Consider the following 21,175-nt stretch of genomic DNA (forward strand, 5'->3'; position numbering starts at 1 on the left):
CTTCTAAGCGAAGTAGAAATAGATCATAAAGAATTGTTTCTGAATGCTGATGCAGGATTTGACAGTGAGAATTTAAGACAAATCTTAGAAAAAGAAGAAATAATCGCCAATATTAAAACCAATCTCAGGAATAATAAAACAGCCAAGAATTATTATTGTTTTGATGAAGAATTATATAAACGAAGGTTCAATATAGAGAAAGCAAATGCTTGGTTGGATAGTTTCAAAGCATTATTAATACGATTTGAAACTTCTGTAATAACTTGGAATTATTTGCATTATATTGCTTTTGTTATTTTGTTCCTCAGAAAACTAATAGTTTAAACAAGTTCATCATTTGGGAGTTCCAATGTGCTTAGCTGTAGTAATATGTTTACAGGGGTTTTGTTCATTCTTTTTAAAATAAATTTATAGTTTTTAATGAGATTGTTTTATATGTTTAATGAATTGTTAATCAGCTTAATGTGTGTTTTTTAATCAAATGAACAATTTTTTTCTTTTTTAAATGCTAAATGAACAACAGGTTAATACAAGTATTTTAACCTTAGGATTTTACAAAAATGCTAATCTAAAAAGGATTTTAACTCCTGTAGTACAGAATCTTTTAAATTTCATTTTATTTTCATTATTTTTGAGTAAAATTCAAACATTATGGTTAGTAAAAATGTCGAAACTTTAATTAATAAACAAATTGCTGGAGAGCAATATGCAGCACAGTATTATCTTGCGATGTCCGCATGGTTTGAAGCGCAGGACTTAGAAGGTCTGGCAAATTATTTCAGAGTTCAGTCCAAAGAAGAACTCATGCATGCTGATAAAATGTTTGATTATCTTAATGATGTGGGAGGAAAAGTAATATTGGAAGCTATACCAGCACCACCTGGTGATTTTGCAGATGCCTTGGAAATTTTTGAAAAGGCCCTAGCACATGAAAAAGAAGTGACTCAAAATATTTTCAATATTGTAAAAGTAGCTACTGAGGAAAACGATTTTGCCACAACCTCATTTTTACAATGGTTTGTAAACGAGCAAGTAGAAGAGGAGGCTACCGCTTCTCAACATGTGTCTAAAATTAAAATGGTTAAAGATAACCCTTCTGCGCTTTATCTCTTCGATCAAGAATTAGGGAAAAGGGTTTTAAACACAGCTCAATAACCGCCTTAAGGTGGTTATTTTTTATATTGGTTATTTCTTTTATATTTAAGGAAAAACACATATATGAAAATTTATGGAATAGATTATCTCCAATATGGAGATGTTGTGAAGATAGCCCGTAACCCGAAGCTTGTACACATATCAGAAGAGGCCATGTTACAAATTGAGAGGTCTTATGGGAATGTCAGAAAAATCATAGCCGACCAAAAAACTGTATACGGTATCAACACGGGGTTTGGTCCTTTATGTGATACAAAAATATCGGAATCCGAGCTGGAACAATTGCAACACAATCTTATTATTAGCCACAGTGTGGGCGTGGGCAATCCTATTGATAAAAAGCTATCTAAGATGATGATGATCGCAAAAATTCATGCTTTAGCAAAGGGATTTTCGGGAGCATCTCCTCAGGTAATTGAGCGCTTACAGATGATGGTGGAGAAAGATATTATTCCTGCTATACCAGAGCAGGGTTCAGTGGGCGCTTCGGGAGATTTAGCACCCTTAGCACATATGGTGTTACCGCTTTTAGGGCTGGGAAAAGTGTGGAGGGGGTCTAAGATTGAAGAAAGTAAAGAAGCCCTGCAACGGCATCATCTTTTACCTTTAAAACTAGGGCCTAAAGAAGGGCTGGCATTAATTAATGGCACGCAGTTTATGTTAGCCCACGGTATAGCGGGCCTGGATAAAATGAAGTACTTACTCGATTTGGCAGATCTAGCAGCGGCTTTAAGTTTAGAAGCTTTTCAGGGCTCGATGACTCCCTTTAAAAAAGAACTTCATGAGATTCGACCTTTTGAAGGTAGCCAAACGGTAGCGTATAGAATGACCAATTTTATACAAGGATCAGAAATTCATGAGAGCCATCAAGGTTGTGATCGTGTTCAGGATCCTTATTCTTTCCGCTGTGTCCCACAAGTGCATGGAGCCAGTAGAAATGCGTGGTCGCATCTTAAGAAGGCTATAGAAATTGAATTAAATTCGGTAACCGATAATCCTATTATCATCAGTCATGAGGAAGCTATTTCTGGGGGTAATTTCCATGGGCAGCTTATAGCTTTGCCTTTAGATTACGCGACATTTGCAGCCGCAGAGCTGGGGAATATATCCGACAGGAGAAGTTTTTTATTACTGGAAGGTAAATATGGCTTACCTAAATTATTAGTAGCCAGTTCTGGACTTAATTCAGGATTTATGATTCCCCAATATACTTCTGCAGCTTTGGTAACCGAAAACAAAACCTTATGCTTTCCGGCCTCTGCCGATAGTGTTCCTACCTCTTTAGGTCAAGAAGATCATGTATCCATGGGGAGTATTAGCGCAAGAAAGTTTAATCAAGTCTTAAATAATCTGGAGAACATATTAGCCATCGAGTTAATGTTGGCAGCTCAAGGTCTCGAATTCAGGAGGCCTTTAAGAACATCTCAGATCTTAGAAGAGGCTCATAGTCTGATTCGCTCTAAAGTGAGCAAACTAGAAGATGATCGTCAGATAGGGGAGGATATATTAGCTATTGCAGCTTTAATCCGGGATCGGAAGTTTAATGTAGACATATAAGAATAAAAAAAAGGAGGTTATCAAATAACCTCCTTTTTTTTATTCTATACTTGAATAACGCCCAAGTTAAATTCCTCAGTAATGGGAGCATGATTTGCGGCTTCAATGCCCATGCTAATCCACTTTCGGGTATCCAGAGGGTTGATAATAGCATCCGTCCAGAGCCGAGCTGCCGAATAGCTGGCCTGTGTTTGTCGGTTATAGTTCTGGGTGATGCGGTTTAAAAGTTCCTGATGTTCTTCTGTCGTAAGTTTTTTTCCCTGTTTCGTAAGAGTAGCTTCCTGAATTTGAGCCAAGACTTTAGCTGCCTGAGGGCCCCCCATAACGGCTAATTCAGCCCAGGGCCAGGCTACAATGAAGCGAGGATCGTAAGCTTTTCCACACATGGCATAATTACCTGCGCCAAAAGAATTACCCGTGATAATAGTGAATTTTGGAACCACAGAATTGGCCACAGCATTCACCATTTTAGCGCCATCTTTTATAATACCCCCGTATTCTGATTTTGAGCCTACCATAAAACCAGTAACATCTTGTAGAAAAACCAAAGGAATTTTTCTCTGATTGCAATTTGCAATAAATCGAGTTGCTTTATCTGCACTGTCCGAGTAGATAACTCCTCCGAATTGAGCTTCGCCTTTACCACTCTTCACCAGTTTTCTTTGGTTGGCTACAATACCTACAGACCAGCCATCGATTCTTGCGTTCGCACAAATAATCGTTTTGCCATAATCGGGTTTATATTCTTCATATTCACTATTGTCCACTAAGCGCTTAATAATTTCAAGCGTGTCATATTGCTCTACTCTGCTTGCGGGGATAATCCCGAAAATTTCTTGGGGATTATGTTGTGGAGGTTGGGTTGCAATTCTATTAAATCCGGCTTTATTGAAGTCTCCTAGAGATTTCATAATATTTTTAATGCGATCCAAGGCATCTTTGTCGTCTAAAGCTTTATAGTCGGTTACGCCCGATATTGAACAATGGGTAGTCGCTCCTCCCAGTGATTCGTTATCGATATTTTCGCCTATAGCGGCTTTTACAAGGTAGCTGCCTGCCAAAAAGATACTTCCCGTTTTGTTGACGATGATGGCTTCATCACTCATAATAGGCAGATAGGCGCCCCCAGCCACGCAACTGCCCATAACTGCCGCTATTTGAACGATTCCCATGGCACTCATTTTAGCATTGTTGCGGAAAATCCGACCAAAGTGTTCTTTGTCCGGGAAAATTTCATCTTGCAAGGGGAGGTATACGCCAGCAGAGTCCACTAAATAAATAATAGGGAGCCGGTTCTCCATCGCTATTTCCTGAGCGCGGATATTTTTCTTTCCCGTGATAGGAAACCATGCACCTGCTTTTACAGAAGCATCATTGGCTACTATAATACATTGTTTTCCGGAGATGTATCCAATGATGACGACGACGCCTCCACTAGGGCAGCCTCCGTGTTCCGTATACATTTCGTGGCCAGCCAAAGCGCCTATTTCAAGGCTGTCTCTGTCTGGATCCAGTAGATAGGTAATCCTTTCACGAGCAGACATTTTGCCTGTATTTTTTAGTTTTTGAATCCGTTCTTTTCCTCCTCCATTTTTTACCTGTTCGAGGAGTTGGTTTAGTTCTGAAAGTTTTAATCTATTTAGATCTTCCCTTTTATTGAATTCTAAATCCATGCGCTTGTTTTAGGCCTTAAATATAAGCTTTTTTAAGGCTATTTTTGAACGATAGATTTTTACACTTTAAATAATTGATAAACAATATTTTATTTTAATATATTTTAACTTAAATAATCTTGCATTTGGAATATCTTTTGAATAGATTTGTAACAAAGAACGGAATTACCTTAATCCAGTAATTCAAGAGTTGCATCTTTATAGAGATCAATTCCTAAGTTTATTTTTTTTAATAGTTTATTATTTGAAAGATCCCGAATACCGTTAAGGTATCCGGGGTTTTTTGTTAGCAATACAACAAGATATAGCCCTAAAGTTGATAATAAAAACAAGCCGTATGGAGTATATCTTATGGTCTTAAAATATATTTTTTACTACATTTGAGGCGATATATCGTTCATCATGCTTTCACCTGCTCAATTTCGGCTCCATTTTATTGTTTTTTTATGGGGATTTACTGCTATTTTAGGCAAAATGATAACGGTTAATGCCCTAGAATTGGTGTTTTTTAGGATGATGTTCGCCGCTATTTTCCTTTTTATATTCATTAAGTTTGTTAAGCGAAAGTCTCTAAAAGTGGAGCTTAAACTTTTTGGGTCTCTAATAGGGATTGGAGGATTCATGGGCGCCCATTGGATGTGCTTTTTTTATGCGATTAAAATTTCCAATGTCTCCATTGCGCTATCATGCCTTGCCACTGTAACCTTATTTGTGTCGGTTTTAGAGCCTATGGTGTATCGTAGAAAACCAGACGCAACAGAGTTGGTGTTAGGTTTGGTGGTGGTGGCATCCATCAGCCTTATTTTTAAGGTTGAATGGCAGCATACAAGGGGGATTATTTTTGGGGTTTTATGTGCTTTTTTAGGAGCTTTATTTACTGTTTTTAATGGCAAATTATATGGTAGAACCTCTTCTGAAAATATTATTTTTTATGAAATCTTCGGGGGGTGGCTACTGGTGAGTTTGTTTTTGTTGGGGTCTGGGCATATGGAGTCTATCGTTCATATTGATAGAAAAAATTTCTTCTTACTCATGCTTTTAGCCAGTTTATTTACAGCTTATCCTATGCTGGAATCCGTTCGGTTAATGAAACATATTTCACCCTTTACACTTGCTCTTACCGTTAATCTGGAACCTGTTTACGGAATTATATTGGCATTCTTTATTTTTGGTAAATCGGAGCAAATGACCCCTGTTTTCTATATTGCTTCTGCCTTTATGATTATGGCTATTGTAGTCAACGCTATAGTAAAGTCCCGGAAAAAAAGAAAAGCGATAAGGAGAGTTTCTAATGATTAAAATGTCTTATACAAAAAAAATTGTTGAAGGCAAAGTCCATATCGCACGGTTCTTTTAGGTGTTTTCGTCAGTATTAAAATAGTGGAATATTGCACTGGCTTTACTTTTTCCTAAAATTTCTTCTAGTATTTCCATGTTTGCTTCGCGTATACGTTGCACCGATTTTAATTTAGATAAAAGCAAGTTTATACTTTTAGGCCCCAGGCCTGGAATATTTTCTAATTCGGATTTTATGGTGGTGTTTTTACGTCGGGTCCGGTGGTGTTTTACTCCAAACCTGTGAGCCTCATCTCGTACGCGCTGCAGAATTTTTAATGTTTCCGATTTTTTATCCAGATATAAAGGTATAGGATCCTCTGGAAAAAAAATCTCTTCCAATCTTTTAGCAATTCCCACTATGGTAATTTTACCATAGAGTCCTAAGCTTTTTAGGCTTTTTACTGCAGAGCTTAATTGGCCTTTTCCACCGTCTATGAGTATGAGTTGAGGTAGATCTGAGCCTTCGTCCAATAAGCGCCTGTAACGGCGGAAGATCACCTCCTCCATAGTGGCAAAGTCATTGGGACCCTCTACTGTTTTGACATGAAAAATGCGATAGTCTTTTTTGCTGGGTTTTCCATCCTTGAAGACTACACAGGCGGAAACAGGGTTGGTACCTTGAATATTAGAATTGTCAAAACCTTCAATATGCCTTGGCTCTACAGGCATATGTAGGTTTTTTTGCATCTCAGCCATGATACGATTAGTATGCCTGTCGGGGTCTAGAATTTGGACTTGTTTAAGTTTCTCTACACGGTATTCTCTAGCATTTTTTTCTGAAAGTTCTACAATACGCTTTTTATCTCCCACTTTGGGCACGGTAATTTTAACCCCTGGAATTTCTACTGAAAGAGGAAAGGGTAAAAAAATTTCTTTGGATTTAGAGTTGAATTTCTGTCGGATTTCTACCAAAACCTCTTCCATAATCTCGGTATCGCTTTCTTCCAAAACCTTCTTTATTTCAGTGGTGAAGGATTGAACGATAGAACCTTCGTTAATTTTAAAATAGTTGATGTATGCGGCTGATTCGTCCGAAAAAATACCAAACACATCGACATCATCTATATATGCATTTACCACCATACTGTGGGTTTGGTAATCCTCTAAAATTTCTAGATTTTCTTTAACGATCTGAGCGTTTTCAAATTCCATTTTTTCGGCAAAACGCATCATTTGGTCGGTCAGATATTGTCGAGCAATTTTATAATGACCTTTAATAATTCCACGAATTGCTTTTATTTTTTCGTTGTATTCTTCTTCCGATTCTTGGTTTTCACAGGGTCCCAGGCAATTCTTAATGTGGTATTCAAGACAGACTTTGTATTTGCCTTCTTCAATTTTAGTAGGGTTTAAGTTGAGTGGGCAAGTCCTGAGTTTGTAAATTTTTTTTATAGTATCAATCAGTATTTTGGCTTGACGCGGTTTGGCATAGGGACCATAATATTCGGAGCCATCTTTTATGACATTTCGGGTGAGAAATACTCTAGGGAAAGCTTCGTTTTTAATACAGATCCAAGGATAACTTTTGTCATCCTTTAGCATGACATTGTAGTAAGGATCGAGTTCCTTAATAAGATTGTTTTCTAGTAAAAGAGCATCGTACTCACTGTTCACGATGGTGGTTTCCAATCGTGCTATTTTAGAAACCATGATGCGGGTACGATAGCCTCCATGTTTTTTGTTAAAATAGGAGAGTACGCGTTTTTTTAGATTTTTGGCTTTACCCACGTATAACAGGTGGTTATCTTTGTCATAATAACGATATACCCCCGGATCTTGTGGTAATGTCTTGAGCTGAAGTTCTAAATTCGAATTCACGGTGTAAAATTACAAAAAAGAGCTTAGTTTAAATTTTGGGTTCACCTTATTTATATGTAGATAACTTCTATTTTCCATACTTTTTCTCCTGCTTTCTCCAATGCTTTTTTGTAAATTTCAATCTGATTTTCATATTTTTCGTGTTCAGCTCCAGTTTTGAAATCTATGATAATCCATCCCTCTTGTGCTTTTAATAAGCGATCTGCTCTCAATAATTGGTGTGTTATCCCATCAGAAAATAATAGATCCCGCTCAGTCATTACGGTATAGGTGGCATTAAAGAAATCTGGGTATAGATCAAAAAGGTAGTTGAGTCTGATTTGGATTGCTGAAAATTCTTCATGGGTGATGTTACCTTCCAGTAGGTATTGTTTTAGAACTTTAGGTGCATCTTCACGGGTGATAATTTTTTCCAGTATCTCATGGGTGAAAATTCCTGTTTTTACACTTTGATTTCGCTCCTGATAACTCTTGGATGGTGTAGCGATCTTAATTTGGGTGGGAAGACTTGCCGAAGGAGAGCGTAGGGAACTGATATGCAGATTTCGGGTGGAAGTATCTGTCAAATCACTATAAGGTTTTTCGAGCAATTTTTCGTCTACTTCATAAAAATTAAAAGAATCTTCGTCTGTATGTTTGTGGCTGGCAATGAAATCGTAAATTTCGAGATGATTTACTGATTTTCCGGGTTTTTGGATATATAAAAACATCTGTTTTACAGCTCTTGTAGTAGCGACATACTGAATACAGAAGCGGTCTATCTTATTTTTATAAGTGTTTTTGGTGTTAAAATCCCTCATCTCTGGATCATAGTTGGTTAAATCCTTATTAAAAGAGCTTAGATTTACCATTTGTAAAGCGTTTTGTTGTGTGTCATAAACATGATACCACTCACTAAATAGGCTATCTTTATGGCTGTTTTTCATAGGAATAAATACGATCGGAAATTCTAAGCCTTTCGCTTTATGTATGGTCATCAGCTGAATAGCATCCGTATTCTCCGAGGCCTGAATACTCACAGAGCCTCCTTCTTCTTGCCAATATCGAAGGAAATCTTTAAGTGTAGCAGAAGTGTTTTGGAAGAATCCATATAATAGTTCTAAAAAGTTGATCAGATAATCTGTTTCTTTACCTTCCACCGAAAACTCCTGTAAAATACTTTCTATAAAGCTATAGGTATTAAGGTGGGTATTCTGTGGGACGAGTTTTAGTAAGTATTTTTTTTCTATCTTCTTAAGCAATTGCTCATTACAATCCTCTTTGAGAATATCTGAAAGTTCTCCGCTAAAATCTTGTATGTCAATTCGCTTAGCTTTGTTCAGATAGTAAAGGCATAGTACCAGATATCTCCTGTTTTTGGGAAAAGAATACCACAGTAGATATTGGATAAGTGCATTCAGGGTGGGGGAGAGGTCTAAGGTTAATCCTTTTTCGGAAAGGGTTTTGATGAAAGTTTTTTCGCTTTTATACTCCACTTCTAACGTAGAAAGCAGTTGAGAAAATTTTAAAATATCTTTGTTTCCACGGCAAAGAATAGCAATGTCGGAGAATTTAAAGCCTTGATTGATACATTTTTGAATGTCAATTTTCATTTTTTCGATCGTTTCTTCGAAGAAAAGGTCGACGTTGTTTTGGTTGGATATTAAATTGATTTTAACGAGTCCCGGATCCGAGGAGTAGGGTTTTTGCAGAGCCAACTCACCAAAGATTTCCCGGTAATCTTCTTGAACAAAATTTGAAAGATACTGGTATAGCTGATTATTGAAGTTAACAATATGATAGCTGCTCCTATAATTGTGTTCAAGATGCTGAATGTCTGCATATTTCGGAGCGAACTCTTTCTTATTGATAATATCTAACATTAATTGAGCATCTCCTCCTCTAAATCTGTAAATACTTTGTTTAGGATCGCCTACAAGGGTAAAGCTGGTATGTTCTTCTGATAAAACGTGGTCGCGCAGGGGAAGAAAATTTTGCCATTGTAAAAAAGAAGTATCCTGAAATTCATCGAAAAAATAATGTTGGTACTGCTCTCCTACTTTTTCATAGATAAAGGCCGAGGGTTCATTGCAAAGCTGTTGGTTGATCATTACATTGAAGCGCGAAAGCAATAGCAGGTCGTTGTCATCTTCAATAAATTTAAGTTGATCTTGTATTTCTTTGTTTACCTTTAGCGGGAGAAGTGCTGCGTGAATTTTTCTCTTCTTTTCTACTTGTAGATGATTGTAAATGATTTTTTTTCTATTCTCTAGTAGCACAGGAAGGATTACCGCGATGTCATCAGCACGGTTTTTAGCCTTCGCACTGCTTAGTTTTTCGAAAAGTTCTTGCGCTTTTTCTTCAGAATTGGTAGGGAGAGAAGGTACTCCGGTATTAAGGTACTTCTCAAAAAAGACGGCAATACTATTTACTTTTTTTCCGGCAAAGTCTTCAATACATAGATCTTGAGATTTTATTAGTTCGAGAGAGGATAAAGCCCTCTGTGTAGCGTCTTTTAAAAGCTGTTTAATCTCTGTTCTGAATTTTTCTTTTTCTTGAGAATAGCTCTCCCAATCAAAGTTTCTATTTTTCTCTAAAGTAAAATAGTGGATGTCATTATTGAAAGCCTTAGCCGTATTGAAAAGGGTCTTAGGGAGATTTTCTCTCTTTTGGTGATCTAGATTGTAATTGATGTAATCCATAAAGGCTTCAGAAAGCTCGGGATGTTCTCCTATTTTATCCAGTGTCTGATCTACCGCCTCTAAGATAAAAGGAGCAGCATCTATTTCCAAATTGAAATTTTGAGGTAGTCCCAATTCATAAGCAAAGGAGCGTATTAATCGGGTGTTGAATTTATCTATTGTACTGATATTAAGGGCTGAATAGTGGTGTAGAATATAATCCAGAAGATTTTTAGCGCGCTGATGCAGCTCTTCTAGTGCTAGGGGTATCTTTTCCGCTTTCAATTCATTTTGAATATCTTGTAGCGCTTGATTGTGCATATAATATGGAGAGGTGAACTCACCGAGCCAGGATAAAATTCTTTCCTTCATTTCATTTGCTGCTTTGTTGGTGAAGGTTAAAGCTAGAATATTGCGTATAATATCGGGCTTGTTATGGCGTAAACAGATTTTTAGAAGATTCTTAATCAGGCTATAAGTTTTTCCAGAGCCCGCAGAAGCATTAATAAGGGTATAGGTATTCATTAATGAATTGAAAATTAAAGCATAAAATTAAAAATAAATTTGTGCTTTTAAAAAAAAATATTTATTTTTGCAACCGAAAATGAGATGTAAAATATGTTAATAATTCCAGTAAAAGACGGAGAATCTATCGATAGAGCTCTAAAGAAGTACAAAAGAAAATTTGATAGAACAGGTGTAGTAAGAGCCCTGAGATCAAGACAGCAATTTATTAAACCTTCTGTAGTACAGAGACAAAAGATTCAAAAAGCAGCTCACAAGCAAAGAAACATTAGCCAAGAAGAACAAGCTTAATTATTTTTCTCGGTTTATTACATATAATCGCTTCCCGAATGTTTATATTTGGGAAGCGATTTTATTTGGTATCAATATATGAAGTTAATAGCAAAATTTTTAGAATATATTAGGGTAGAGAAGCGGTATTCAGAGCACACACTTGTCAGTTATAAAAAAGACCTCGACGATTTTCTCATTTTTTTAATGGATACGGAAAGCATAGAAGATACCTTGAAGGTCACTAAGAAGATGGTCAGGAATTTTATCGTATGTTTGAATGAAAAAGGGCTCTCTAATAGGAGTATTAACAGGAAAATATCCAGTCTGCGAGGTTATTATTTGTTTTTGCTAAAAATAGGAGAATTAAAGCTTTCTCCAGTTGAAACGCTTGATTCTTTAAAGTTTTATGCTGAGAAGCAGATCCCCATCTCTCCGGAAGAGATGGAGGATTTACAGTCTGTTTTTTCGGTAAAATCTGATAGATTGGGGGAAGCGATAATCGAGACTCTTTATCAGACGGGTATGCGGAAGTCAGAGTTGTGTAATCTGCGCATGCAGGATGTTGATTTCAATTCCGAACTTTTTAAAATTAAAGGAAAAGGTAATAAACAGCGGCATGTTCCGATGGCGCCAGATCTTAAAAAAAAACTACAGGATTACCTTTCTGAAAGACAGCCATTAGAAGCGTTTGAACACTTTTTTTTTGTTAATCAGAGGGGGAATAAACTCACTGAAAAGTTTGTTTATTCCAAAGTAAAATTTTACCTTAGTTACGTTAGTAACAAGAGAAAGAAAAGTCCTCATATGCTTCGCCATAGTTTTGCCACCCACGTTTTAAATAATGGTGGTGAGATATTTGCGGTGAAAGAAATATTAGGTCATGCTAGCCTTGCTAGTACTCAGATTTATACCGATGCAAGTATTGAACAGTTAAAAAAAGTAATTAACCAGGCTCATCCGCGAGCCCAAAAAAAAGATGAATTATGAAAATTACTGTACAGTCATTTGGACTGACCCCTCACCCACCCTTAGAAGAACATATTCAGAAAAAGGTGAATAAATTAGAAACTTTTTATGATAGAATACAGTTTTGTAGAGTTCTTTTGAAGCTCGAGAATACGGCGGATAAAGAAAATAAAACGGCTGAGCTGATTTTAGATATTCCTGGGGACGATATAGTGGTAAAGAAAACAACGCTCAGTTTTGAGGAAAGTATTGATGTTTGCGTTGATGTAGCTAAAAAACTGTTAATCAAGAAAAAAGAAACTGTATAGAAAATAGATTAAAAAAAAGTTTAAAATAATTTTGAAGATTTCAAAAAAACACCCTATATTTGCACTCGCAAAACAGAAACAAAGATTAGTTGTTCTTTTGAAATCTTTTGCCTCCATAGCTCAGTTGGCCAGAGCACGTGATTTGTAATCTCGGGGTCGTGGGTTCGAATCCCTCTGGAGGCTCATTTTTAAAAATAAACTGGGGAGATACCAGAGCGGCCAAATGGGACGGACTGTAACTCCGTTGTCGTGAGACTTCGCAGGTTCGAATCCTGCTCTCCCCACATTTTTTTTTAAAAAAATTGCAATTTTGAATTTTTATTGTATATTTGCAAACGCTTACCAACAGTGGGATGATTCAAAATTTAAATAAGCGGAAGTAGCTCAGTTGGTAGAGCGTCAGCCTTCCAAGCTGAATGTCGCGGGTTCGACCCCCGTCTTCCGCTCAAAAAATCACAAACCCTAGCGGAATGTGATTTTTTTTTACCTGCCGATATAGCTCAGGGGTAGAGCGCTTCCTTGGTAAGGAAGAGGTCTCGGGTTCAAATCCCGATATTGGCTCAGTGCAAAGATCAAAAGTCTTCTCTCCCATGGGAAGATTTTTTGTTGGAAATTTAGTGGGTCTTTTTCTAAGAATGTTTGAAGATGTTTTTTGTGTTTTTGAATGTTTAAATGGGAGGGAAAAAAATCAAAAACATTTTTGTTATTTAAAAAATGACTATATTTGCACACTGAAAAAAATCAATTAGTTAATAATTAAACATTAAGATCATGGCAAAGGAAACGTTTAATCGTAACAAACCACACCTTAACATTGGTACTATTGGTCACGTTGACCATGGTAAAACTACTTTGACTGCCGCTATCAGTAAAGTATTGTCAGATAAAGGTCTTGCTGAGAAAAAAGATTTCTCTGCAATTGACTCTGCTCCTGAAGAAAAAGAAAGAGGTATTACTATCAATACTGCTCACATCGAGTATGAAACTGAAAACAGACACTACGCTCACGTAGACTGTCCTGGTCACGCCGACTATGTAAAAAACATGGTAACTGGTGCTGCTCAGATGGATGGTGCGATCTTAGTATGTGCTGCTACTGATGGTCCTATGCCTCAAACCAGAGAACACATCTTACTTTGCCGTCAGGTAAACGTACCTAGAATCGTTGTGTTCATGAATAAAGTTGATATGGTAGACGATCCAGAATTGTTAGAGCTTGTAGAGCTTGAACTTAGAGATCTATTGTCTACTTATGAATATGATGGAGATAACTCTCCAGTAATTCAAGGTTCTGCTCTTGGTGCTCTTAACGGAGATGCTAAATGGGTAGCTACTGTAGAGGAATTAATGAATGCTGTAGATACTTGGATTGAACAACCAGTAAGAGATTCTGATAAGCCTTTCTTAATGCCAATTGAAGACGTATTCTCTATTACAGGTAGAGGTACTGTAGCTACAGGTAGAATTGAAGCAGGTGTTATTAATACTGGTGATGCTGTTGATATCGTAGGTATGGGTGATGAAAAGCTAACTTCTACTGTAACTGGAGTTGAAATGTTTAGAAAAATTCTAGATAGAGGTGAAGCTGGTGATAACGTAGGTCTATTGTTAAGAGGTATTGAAAAAACCGATATCAAGAGAGGTATGGTAATTGCTAAACAAGGATCTGTAACGCCACATAAAAAATTCAAAGCAGAGGTTTATATCCTTTCTAAAGAAGAAGGTGGACGTCACACTCCTTTCCACAACAAATATCGTCCTCAGTTCTATGTAAGAACAACAGACGTTACAGGTGAGATCTTCTTACCAGAAGGTGTGGAAATGGTAATGCCTGGTGATAACTTAACCATTACTGTAGAGCTATTGCAACCTATCGCTCTTAACGTAGGTCTTAGATTTGCGATCAGAGAAGGAGGTAGAACAGTTGGTGCAGGTCAGGTAACAGAAATTATAGACTAAGATCTGATATAAAATAGTAAAGCTTGCGCAAGAAAACTTGCGAAAGCTTTATATACGGGCATCGTCCAATGGTAGGATACCGGTCTCCAAAACCGTTGATCTGGGTTCGAATCCTAGTGCCCGTGCAAATTAATAAGAATGAGTTTAGTAAGTTTTCTTAAAGATTCGTTTACCGAATTTAAAGATAAAGTAGAATGGCCGAAGTGGCTACAGTTGCAGTCTTCTACAACAGTAGTCTCAATCGCAACTATTTTACTGGCCATTTTTACTTTTGGTGTAGATACACTTTTCAGTGAAGCTATCAAGAATATTTATACTCTATTAATTGGCGTTTTTAACTAAAAAATATTTTCTATGAGCGAATTAAAATGGTATGTACTAAAAGCTATCAGTGGTCAGGAAAATAAAGTTAAAAACTACATTGAGACTGAGGTTAAGAGGCTTAATCTAGAGAAGGATGTAGCACAGGTGGTTATACCTATGGAGAAGGTGATCCAGATGAGAAATGGAAAAAAAGTGCCTAAAGAAAGGCCTTATTATCCAGGATATATTATGGTAGAAGCTAATCTTATCGGTGAGATTCCTCATATTATTAAGAATATTCCAGGTGTTATTTCATTTTTGAGTTTAACCAAGGGAGGGGATCCTGTTCCTATGCGTAAAGCGGAGGTCAATAAGATGTTGGGAAGAATGGACGAACTTTCAGAATTTGCTCAGGACACCGCAATACCATATACTATTGGCGAAAATGTAAAAGTAATTGATGGACCTTTTAATGGCTTTAATGGGACTATTGAGAAAATACATGAGGATAAGAAGAAGCTTGAAGTTATGGTGCTCATCTTTGGTAGAAAAACACCATTAGAATTGAATTATATGCAAGTAGAAAAGAATTAAATTTTGTTTAAATAATAAGTGAAATCCGAAAATAAATTTTCGGATTTTTTTATTGCAAAATTCTGAAGATACTTTTATAAACAAGAAATAAAAGAAGCTTGATTCCTGAACATTTTCCGGTTAAAAGTGGTTTAGAATATTTTTTTTAAAGATTCATCTCTAAATTTTATATGAAGTTTTGTGATATAGCCCATCTCCAATTCGGAATGGCTATAGTCCATTTTCTAAGGAATAAGATAGGAGGAGTCCCTTTATTTTTGATGCTGGAGGGGTCCACTCGATTCCATTGTTAGTATATATGATTTTTTTTCATTGTACTTTCTGCTTCTGTTGTGTTTTTCCCTGAATAAAGTTTACATTCATCTATTTATTAAGCCCATAAGTCCACATGTAAACAGCAGATGAGGAGAGAGATCTGATCTTAAGGGTAAACAGGAATTTATTTAATCGAATATACGGATGATATATAAAGAGTAATAAAGAATGGGAAACTCATATAGAGCCAATGCCGTAGTAAAGTATAAACCCCATAACAGGTGCTGAAAGAAAAATTAAAGGACATAAAGCCCTACATTTTATCTTTCGGAGCCCTACAATTAAAGTTTTTCAGGTATTTTGTCATTACTCTAGAACAGCTGAACATAGGTAGTTAAAGGGATAAAAAAAACGGCTTCTTTTTTTAAAGAAGCAGATTATACCGAATTGTTAAAGCCAAGTATACTTCGTTTAAGCTTTATTTTTGAGCTTTAGAAGAATACTCCAAGATGAGCTGATTAAATTCATTTTTCTTATCGATGAGGATATTAATAGGCCAGTAATATAGCTTTTCCTGCATATAACCAAAGGCTTTTAGCCTCACAAAATCCTTTTCAGTAGTAAGGATAAGCTTGTATTCTCCTAAATTCTTATATTCAGAAGCTATTTTCGCAATGTCTTCATCACTAAATGGATGATGGTCCTTAAACTTAATATGTTTTATACGCTGCGAATATTTGTTAAGCTCTTTGAGTAAGTGCTTAGAAGAGGCAATGCCTGTAATTAATAAAATATCGTAGTAGTGTAGGTTATTGAGGGGTAAATATTCTTCTTTAGAGCGTATGTTATCCGCGTAATGAATAGAACTGAAAAATATTTTTTGATCTTGTTGGGGTTTAATCCGAGAAATATAATATTGCTTTTTCTCTTCCGAGAGATTTGATGGACACTTGGTCACCAATATAATATGGGCTCTTTTATAACCGTATTTGGACTCGCGGAGATCACCTGCGGGTAATATATAATCTTTAAAAAAAGGATCGGAATAGTCTGTTAAAAGAATATTCATGCCCGGTTCTATATAGCGGTGCTGAAAGCTGTCATCCAGTAAAAGGACATCCAGATCCATATCATCAATAATTTTTTTAGCTCCAAAAGCGCGATCTTCACACACTCCGATCACAATACGGTTTTTAAAGCGCTCAAACAACTGCATAGCTTCGTCTCCTACCATTTTATAGGTAGATTTGTAATTGACGATTTTATAGCCGGTAGAAGTTCTTCCATAACCACGTGATAATACACCTGTTCGCCTCTGATTTTTGGATAAAATATCCGCTAAATACATAACGACCGGAGACTTGCCCGTTCCACCTACAGAAAGATTACCCACTCCTATTATGGGAGTGCGAAATTTTTTACTGCGAAGTAAACCTACGTTAAAGAATAGATTTCGGGTAGCAATCACTAACCCATAACCCAGAGAAAAAGGGTAGAGGTACCATCTCTTCATAGTTACAAAAGTAAAAATTTATCCTCAAATTTAGAGGGTAAAGAAGAATCAATTTAAAAAGATTATGACGAATAATGATAATCTTTCGTTGTAAGAGAAAAAAGGAAATGCCGCAGATGCTACTAAATTCCTATATTCGTTTGTATATTTGCAAAAATCTAAAAATATGATTTTATCTATGACAGGCTTCGGCCGAGCGGAGGGAATTTGTGGAGGTAAGAAGATAATTATTGATGTGAAGTCACTCAATAGTAAGGGGTTCGATTTAAATATGAAAATTCCGCTGCGTTATAAAGAAAAAGAGTTTGATATCCGTAAAGTACTCAGCGAGAGAGTTGTAAGAGGGAAAGTAGATCTTTATTTGAATGTCGAAATTATAGATGGTAAAACCGATACGACCCTTAACAAAGACGTCATAAAGGCTTATATGGATGAGCTTTCTGATATTGTGACAGCCGCCGATAGGGTAGAATTATTAAAAATTGCTACTAAGCTTCCGGATGCCGTTAGCTCTTCGAATTCCGAATTGGCTGAAGAAGAATGGCATGATTTGCTTGCAATTATAGATAAAGCAGTCGATAATTTTGTCGATTTTAGGATAACCGAAGGGAAGTCGCTAGAGACAGAGCTCCAATCTTATATAAAAAATATCGAAGCTAATTTAGCTGCTGTGGAGCCTTTTGAGGAATCCCGAATTGCAACTATTCGCGAAAAAATGCAAACCAACCTAAAAGATTTTAGCGATTTAGATGAGCAGCGTTTTTATCAAGAACTTGTATATTATATAGAAAAGCTAGATCTCTCAGAAGAAAAAGTACGATTGGCCCAACACTGTAAGTACTTTTTAGAAGTATTGAATGAAGAAGAAAACAATGGGAAAAAATTAGGATTTATCGCACAGGAAATAGGGCGTGAAATCAACACATTAGGTTCTAAAGCCAATCATCAGGAAATTCAGAAACTGGTGGTCAAAATGAAGGATGATTTAGAAAAAATTAAAGAGCAGAGTTTGAATGTACTTTAAAAATAGAGGTTAGAGCTAAACAATGAACTCCTTGTAAGCGATTATGGAAAAGATTGTAAAGATGACCGTCTGAGTAGAGCTTGTTTTAGGGGGCATATCCTGTTAAAATGCTCAGAGCATGGAGAGGGTGGTGAAGAATACGAAAACGCATATGATTTTTATAAAAGGCTACTTTCATAATAGAGGTTTTATATTACTTCCTCAAGCAGGAGTAGCGAATCAAAAACTTTATATTTGTACTTCTAAACATAATTTTTCATAAAATTATATTTCTACGCCTTTCTATATAAATAGATAAATATTAATAATTAAAATGCACCAGGGCTTATGGGTGGTTATTCAAGAGCCCGTTGAAGAGATAGAATGAATAAGGTAATTATATTTTCGGCGCCATCGGGGAGTGGTAAAACGACATTAGTAAAACATTGCTTGAAAAAGTTTTCTACTTTACAGTTTTCGATTTCAGCAACAACACGTTTACCGAGGGGTGAAGAAAAACATGGCGAGGATTATTTCTTTCATACGCCTGAAGATTTTAGAAAGAAAATAGAAGAAAATGCTTTTGTAGAATTTGAAGAAGTATATGCCGACAGGTATTATGGTACTTTAAAAACAGAAGTAGAGAAAATATGGAAAGCCGGAAATGTTGTTATATTTGATGTAGATGTAAAAGGAGGGGTTAGCCTAAAGAAGATTTTTGGAGAACAAGCCTTATCTATTTTTATTGCTCCCCCTTCCGTGGAATCATTAAAAGAAAGATTAATCCATAGAGCGACAGACGATGCAAAGGCTATTGAGGTGAGAATAGCTAAAGCTGAAGAAGAAATGAAGTATGCAAATGACTTTGATAAAGTGATAGTGAATGATGATCTCGAGCAGGCCAAAGCACAAATAGAACAACTGATTGAAGCATTTATCAATGCATAAAATGAGTATCTTTAATTATATAATAAGTTATGAACGAAACGCTGGAACAAGCAAAAGCCAATCTACCCGTTCAGGGATTTCTGAGATATAAAGAGTTGATCATCCCTCAAGGTACTGAGCTGATACAAGCAATTTTGGATTTAAAGAAAGAAAAAAATGCTGTTATTCTAGCACATTACTACCAGCCAGGAGAAATTCAAGATATTGCTGATTTTTTAGGCGATTCTCTACAATTAGCACGTCAGGCCAAAGGTACAGAGGCAGATATGATTGCCTTTTGTGGTGTTCATTTTATGGCGGAAGCTGCCAAAATTCTCAATCCCACTAAAAAAGTGGTTTTGCCCGATACGCTGGCAGGCTGTTCGTTGGCAGATGGTTGTAGTGGAGAAGGTCTTCGTAAAATGAGAGAGAAATACCCAAATGCTTTAGTCGCCACCTATATCAATTGTAATGCTGAAACAAAAGCAGAAAGTGATATTATTGTGACCAGTTCCAATGCTGAAACCATTATTAAAGCATTGCCTAAAGATAGACCTATTATCTTTGCACCGGATAAAAACTTAGGCAAATATCTGATCAAAAAAACAGGACGGGAAATGATTTTATGGGATGGTAGTTGTGTGGTGCACGAAGCTTTTTCCATGGAACGTATTGCTCAGCAATTAATGGCTCATCCCGATGCGAAGCTTATCGCTCATCCTGAGAGCGAAACGGCAGTACTGGAACTCGCACATTTTGTAGGATCTACATCCGCCTTATTAGATTATGTAGTAGAAAGTAAAGCTCAGGAATTTATCATTGCAACTGAAGAAGGTATTTTACATGAAATGAGAAAGCGTGCGCCAAATAAAACTTTAATTCCAGCATTGGTATTTGATGAGAGTTGTAATTGTTCCGAATGTTTTTACATGAAGCGCAATAGTTTGGAAAAACTTTATTTGTGTATGAAGTATGAACTACCAGACATAGAAATTGAAGAAGAGTTGCGTTTAAAAGCGCTCAAACCAATTGAAGAGATGCTGGACCTCTCTCGCAATATAAAATAAGAAAACTATGACATAATTAGGATAAAAGTTTTGTTTGGGGTCTGCTGACAAAACTTTTTTAAGTTTATAAGCATGTTGATGAATTCAAAAATTATTTTAGAAGATATAAAAATATATGCCTATCATGGTGTATTACCAGAAGAGAGGGTATTGGGTACCTTTTACCTGGTGAGTGCTGAAATACAGGCTGATTTATGGGAAGCATCAGAAAGCGATAGGCTTGAAGATACGATTAATTACGCAGAAGTTAATGCTATCATCCATCAAGAGATGAAAATACCTTCTCAACTTTTAGAGCATGTTCTTGGAAGAATGATCAGGAGTATAGCTGAAAAATTTACACAAATAAGCTTTATTAAAATAAGATTAACCAAACTTCAACCTCCCATGATGGGAGAAATGAAGGGGGTAAGTCTGGAGATGGAAAAAGAATTTTAAACAATTAGTATTAAAAAAATGCCGAGCAACTGCATTAACTAAAGCTATAGTCAAAATGCCGAGCTCCAAAATAAAGATATTTGTTAATAATACCATAGATAGTCCTTTTTGCCTTCGGTATGGAAGCTTATAAAAAAATCTATCTTTTGTATAGCTTTGAAAAGCAGTGCTATATGTAAATTAGAGGATATTTTTGCTTAAATGTGAGATGATTTAAATAAAAAAATACTATATTTGCACACCTAAAATGGTACCTTGGCCGAGCGGTTAGGCAGTGGTCTGCAAAACCATCCACAGCGGTTCGAATCCGCTAGGTACCTCAAAGCCTTTAAATCTCAGTGTGGATTTAGAGGCTTTTTTATGATGTTTTTTACATATGAATACTAAAGGATGTGATAAGGCTAAAATGAGCATTTATCGTCGGTATGTCTTGTCTAAATTCGGTTATTTTATAGAGTGTTACCTGTGCTTTTATTTAGAGTACATTAAATTTTAACCTATTCAGACTTCTATTGAGACAAAAGATATTGAATCATAGTAAAAGAAGTTATTTTTGATGCTATTTTGCTTAGCTGTAGCAAGATGTTTACAGGTGTTGGTCAATTTTTTTTTAATTCCTACATGCACAACAGCTTAATCCAACTTCTATCTTTCAGGAGAGTTTTGCCTTTTAACTTTCTGATGTTTCCGAAAAAAAATATATTTAGTTTTAGAGGCTGTTTAAATTTTGTTCAATAAATGTTTTATAGCGGCCACTTTAACCATTTCTTCTGCATTTTCGATTAGCAGTTCATAAATTCGGCATAGTCTTCGATCGTTATCAAACCAAGCAAATGTTCTTTC

At 36.2% G+C, this 21,175-nt stretch carries 17 protein-coding genes, 6 tRNA genes and 1 pseudogene; 20 read left to right on the forward strand and 4 right to left on the reverse strand.

The window, feature by feature from the left end; all coding sequences use genetic code 11:
• The 3 genes and pseudogenes from GNY06_RS05410 to hutH form a co-directional block, all read left to right on the forward strand.
• A pseudogene (locus GNY06_RS05410) lies at window positions 1–324 on the forward strand (IS5/IS1182 family transposase); the annotation flags it as partial.
• 327 nt (window positions 325–651) lie between these two features.
• A complete protein-coding gene (locus GNY06_RS05415; protein ID WP_166519125.1) occupies window positions 652–1,155 on the forward strand; it encodes a ferritin in 504 nt (167 codons plus the stop codon).
• Window positions 1,156–1,218: 63 nt separating this feature from the next.
• Window positions 1,219–2,712, forward strand: a complete 1,494-nt coding sequence (gene hutH, locus GNY06_RS05420) for a histidine ammonia-lyase (RefSeq protein ID WP_166519126.1) — start codon at window positions 1,219–1,221, stop codon at window positions 2,710–2,712.
• Between the two features lie 44 nt (window positions 2,713–2,756).
• Here the strand turns inward: hutH and GNY06_RS05425 are convergent, their stop codons facing one another.
• Entirely contained in the window at window positions 2,757–4,385 is a 1,629-nt protein-coding gene (locus GNY06_RS05425) for an acyl-CoA carboxylase subunit beta (protein ID WP_166519127.1), read from the reverse strand.
• A gap of 402 nt (window positions 4,386–4,787) precedes the next feature.
• Between GNY06_RS05425 and GNY06_RS05430 the strand changes: the two genes are divergently transcribed.
• Entirely contained in the window at window positions 4,788–5,684 is an 897-nt protein-coding gene (locus tag GNY06_RS05430) for a DMT family transporter (RefSeq protein WP_166519128.1), read from the forward strand.
• Between the two features lie 54 nt (window positions 5,685–5,738).
• Here GNY06_RS05430 and uvrC read toward each other — a convergent pair whose 3' ends face one another.
• Window positions 5,739–7,541, reverse strand: coding sequence for an excinuclease ABC subunit UvrC (uvrC, locus tag GNY06_RS05435; RefSeq protein ID WP_166519129.1), 1,803 nt, complete (start codon window positions 7,539–7,541; stop codon window positions 5,739–5,741).
• A 50-nt stretch (window positions 7,542–7,591) separates the two neighbouring features.
• On the reverse strand, window positions 7,592–10,726 hold the full coding sequence (locus GNY06_RS05440) for a UvrD-helicase domain-containing protein (RefSeq protein WP_166519130.1): 3,135 nt from the start codon (window positions 10,724–10,726) through the stop codon (window positions 7,592–7,594).
• Window positions 10,727–10,819: 93 nt separating this feature from the next.
• On the opposite strand from GNY06_RS05440, the gene rpsU reads away from it, so the two are divergent.
• From rpsU to nusG, 11 genes are all read left to right on the forward strand, one after another.
• Window positions 10,820–11,017, forward strand: coding sequence for a 30S ribosomal protein S21 (gene rpsU / locus GNY06_RS05445; RefSeq protein WP_166519131.1), 198 nt, complete (start codon window positions 10,820–10,822; stop codon window positions 11,015–11,017).
• A gap of 78 nt (window positions 11,018–11,095) precedes the next feature.
• Window positions 11,096–11,986 (forward strand): tyrosine-type recombinase/integrase, encoded by an 891-nt coding sequence (locus GNY06_RS05450; protein WP_166519132.1) that lies wholly within the window; start codon window positions 11,096–11,098, stop codon window positions 11,984–11,986.
• Entirely contained in the window at window positions 11,983–12,273 is a 291-nt protein-coding gene (locus GNY06_RS05455; protein WP_166519133.1) for an HPF/RaiA family ribosome-associated protein, read from the forward strand. The genes GNY06_RS05450 and GNY06_RS05455 overlap by 4 nt, the downstream gene beginning before the upstream one ends.
• A gap of 109 nt (window positions 12,274–12,382) precedes the next feature.
• Window positions 12,383–12,456, forward strand: a tRNA-Thr gene (locus GNY06_RS05460).
• Between the two features lie 18 nt (window positions 12,457–12,474).
• Window positions 12,475–12,557, forward strand: a tRNA-Tyr gene (locus GNY06_RS05465).
• Window positions 12,558–12,646: 89 nt separating this feature from the next.
• Window positions 12,647–12,719 (forward strand) — tRNA-Gly (locus GNY06_RS05470).
• A gap of 43 nt (window positions 12,720–12,762) precedes the next feature.
• Window positions 12,763–12,834 (forward strand) — tRNA-Thr (locus GNY06_RS05475).
• A gap of 210 nt (window positions 12,835–13,044) precedes the next feature.
• Window positions 13,045–14,232: an elongation factor Tu gene (gene tuf, locus GNY06_RS05480; protein WP_166519134.1), complete on the forward strand. Its 1,188-nt coding sequence runs from the start codon at window positions 13,045–13,047 to the stop codon at window positions 14,230–14,232.
• A 54-nt stretch (window positions 14,233–14,286) separates the two neighbouring features.
• A tRNA-Trp gene (locus GNY06_RS05485) sits at window positions 14,287–14,357 on the forward strand.
• Window positions 14,358–14,370: 13 nt separating this feature from the next.
• Entirely contained in the window at window positions 14,371–14,574 is a 204-nt protein-coding gene (gene secE / locus GNY06_RS05490; RefSeq protein WP_166519135.1) for a preprotein translocase subunit SecE, read from the forward strand.
• A gap of 12 nt (window positions 14,575–14,586) precedes the next feature.
• A complete protein-coding gene (nusG, locus tag GNY06_RS05495; RefSeq protein WP_166519136.1) occupies window positions 14,587–15,129 on the forward strand; it encodes a transcription termination/antitermination protein NusG in 543 nt (180 codons plus the stop codon).
• A 733-nt stretch (window positions 15,130–15,862) separates the two neighbouring features.
• Here the strand turns inward: nusG and lpxK are convergent.
• The gene (gene lpxK, locus GNY06_RS05500; protein WP_166519137.1) at window positions 15,863–16,897 is read right to left on the reverse strand and encodes a tetraacyldisaccharide 4'-kinase; all 1,035 of its coding nucleotides are present in this window, start codon (window positions 16,895–16,897) and stop codon (window positions 15,863–15,865) included.
• 166 nt (window positions 16,898–17,063) lie between these two features.
• On the opposite strand from lpxK, the gene GNY06_RS05505 reads away from it, so the two are divergent.
• The 5 genes from GNY06_RS05505 to GNY06_RS05525 all read left to right on the forward strand — a co-directional run bounded on the left by GNY06_RS05505 (window position 17,064) and on the right by GNY06_RS05525 (window position 20,652).
• Entirely contained in the window at window positions 17,064–17,921 is an 858-nt protein-coding gene (locus tag GNY06_RS05505; protein WP_166519138.1) for a YicC/YloC family endoribonuclease, read from the forward strand.
• A gap of 363 nt (window positions 17,922–18,284) precedes the next feature.
• Complete coding sequence (gene gmk / locus GNY06_RS05510) at window positions 18,285–18,848, forward strand: guanylate kinase (RefSeq protein WP_166519139.1); 564 nt, start codon at window positions 18,285–18,287, stop codon at window positions 18,846–18,848.
• A 29-nt stretch (window positions 18,849–18,877) separates the two neighbouring features.
• Window positions 18,878–19,894: a quinolinate synthase NadA gene (nadA, locus tag GNY06_RS05515; protein ID WP_166519140.1), complete on the forward strand. Its 1,017-nt coding sequence runs from the start codon at window positions 18,878–18,880 to the stop codon at window positions 19,892–19,894.
• Between the two features lie 78 nt (window positions 19,895–19,972).
• Window positions 19,973–20,332, forward strand: a complete 360-nt coding sequence (gene folB / locus GNY06_RS05520; protein WP_166519141.1) for a dihydroneopterin aldolase — start codon at window positions 19,973–19,975, stop codon at window positions 20,330–20,332.
• Window positions 20,333–20,581: 249 nt separating this feature from the next.
• A tRNA-Cys gene (locus tag GNY06_RS05525) sits at window positions 20,582–20,652 on the forward strand.
• Window positions 20,653–21,175: the final 523 nt, after the last annotated feature.

Origin of the sequence: Elizabethkingia argenteiflava (genome assembly GCF_009904105.1) — a bacterium.
GTDB classification, from domain to species: Bacteria; Bacteroidota; Bacteroidia; order Flavobacteriales; family Weeksellaceae; genus Elizabethkingia; species Elizabethkingia argenteiflava.

What these genes read in the sequence shown, in the direction of transcription:
- GNY06_RS05415 (WP_166519125.1), top strand. Translation starts at nt 652, where the DNA reads ATGGTTAGTAAAAATGTCGAAACTTTAATTAATAAACAAATTGCTGGA.
- hutH (WP_166519126.1), top strand. Translation starts at nt 1,219, where the DNA reads ATGAAAATTTATGGAATAGATTATCTCCAATATGGAGATGTTGTGAAG.
- GNY06_RS05425 (WP_166519127.1), bottom strand. Translation starts at nt 4,385, where the DNA reads ATGGATTTAGAATTCAATAAAAGGGAAGATCTAAATAGATTAAAACTT.
- GNY06_RS05430 (WP_166519128.1), top strand. Translation starts at nt 4,788, where the DNA reads ATGCTTTCACCTGCTCAATTTCGGCTCCATTTTATTGTTTTTTTATGG.
- GNY06_RS05440 (WP_166519130.1), bottom strand. Translation starts at nt 10,726, where the DNA reads ATGAATACCTATACCCTTATTAATGCTTCTGCGGGCTCTGGAAAAACT.
- rpsU (WP_166519131.1), top strand. Translation starts at nt 10,820, where the DNA reads ATGTTAATAATTCCAGTAAAAGACGGAGAATCTATCGATAGAGCTCTA.
- GNY06_RS05450 (WP_166519132.1), top strand. Translation starts at nt 11,096, where the DNA reads ATGAAGTTAATAGCAAAATTTTTAGAATATATTAGGGTAGAGAAGCGG.
- GNY06_RS05455 (WP_166519133.1), top strand. Translation starts at nt 11,983, where the DNA reads ATGAAAATTACTGTACAGTCATTTGGACTGACCCCTCACCCACCCTTA.
- tuf (WP_166519134.1), top strand. Translation starts at nt 13,045, where the DNA reads ATGGCAAAGGAAACGTTTAATCGTAACAAACCACACCTTAACATTGGT.
- secE (WP_166519135.1), top strand. Translation starts at nt 14,371, where the DNA reads ATGAGTTTAGTAAGTTTTCTTAAAGATTCGTTTACCGAATTTAAAGAT.
- nusG (WP_166519136.1), top strand. Translation starts at nt 14,587, where the DNA reads ATGAGCGAATTAAAATGGTATGTACTAAAAGCTATCAGTGGTCAGGAA.
- lpxK (WP_166519137.1), bottom strand. Translation starts at nt 16,897, where the DNA reads ATGAAGAGATGGTACCTCTACCCTTTTTCTCTGGGTTATGGGTTAGTG.
- GNY06_RS05505 (WP_166519138.1), top strand. Translation starts at nt 17,064, where the DNA reads ATGATTTTATCTATGACAGGCTTCGGCCGAGCGGAGGGAATTTGTGGA.
- gmk (WP_166519139.1), top strand. Translation starts at nt 18,285, where the DNA reads ATGAATAAGGTAATTATATTTTCGGCGCCATCGGGGAGTGGTAAAACG.
- nadA (WP_166519140.1), top strand. Translation starts at nt 18,878, where the DNA reads ATGAACGAAACGCTGGAACAAGCAAAAGCCAATCTACCCGTTCAGGGA.
- folB (WP_166519141.1), top strand. Translation starts at nt 19,973, where the DNA reads ATGAATTCAAAAATTATTTTAGAAGATATAAAAATATATGCCTATCAT.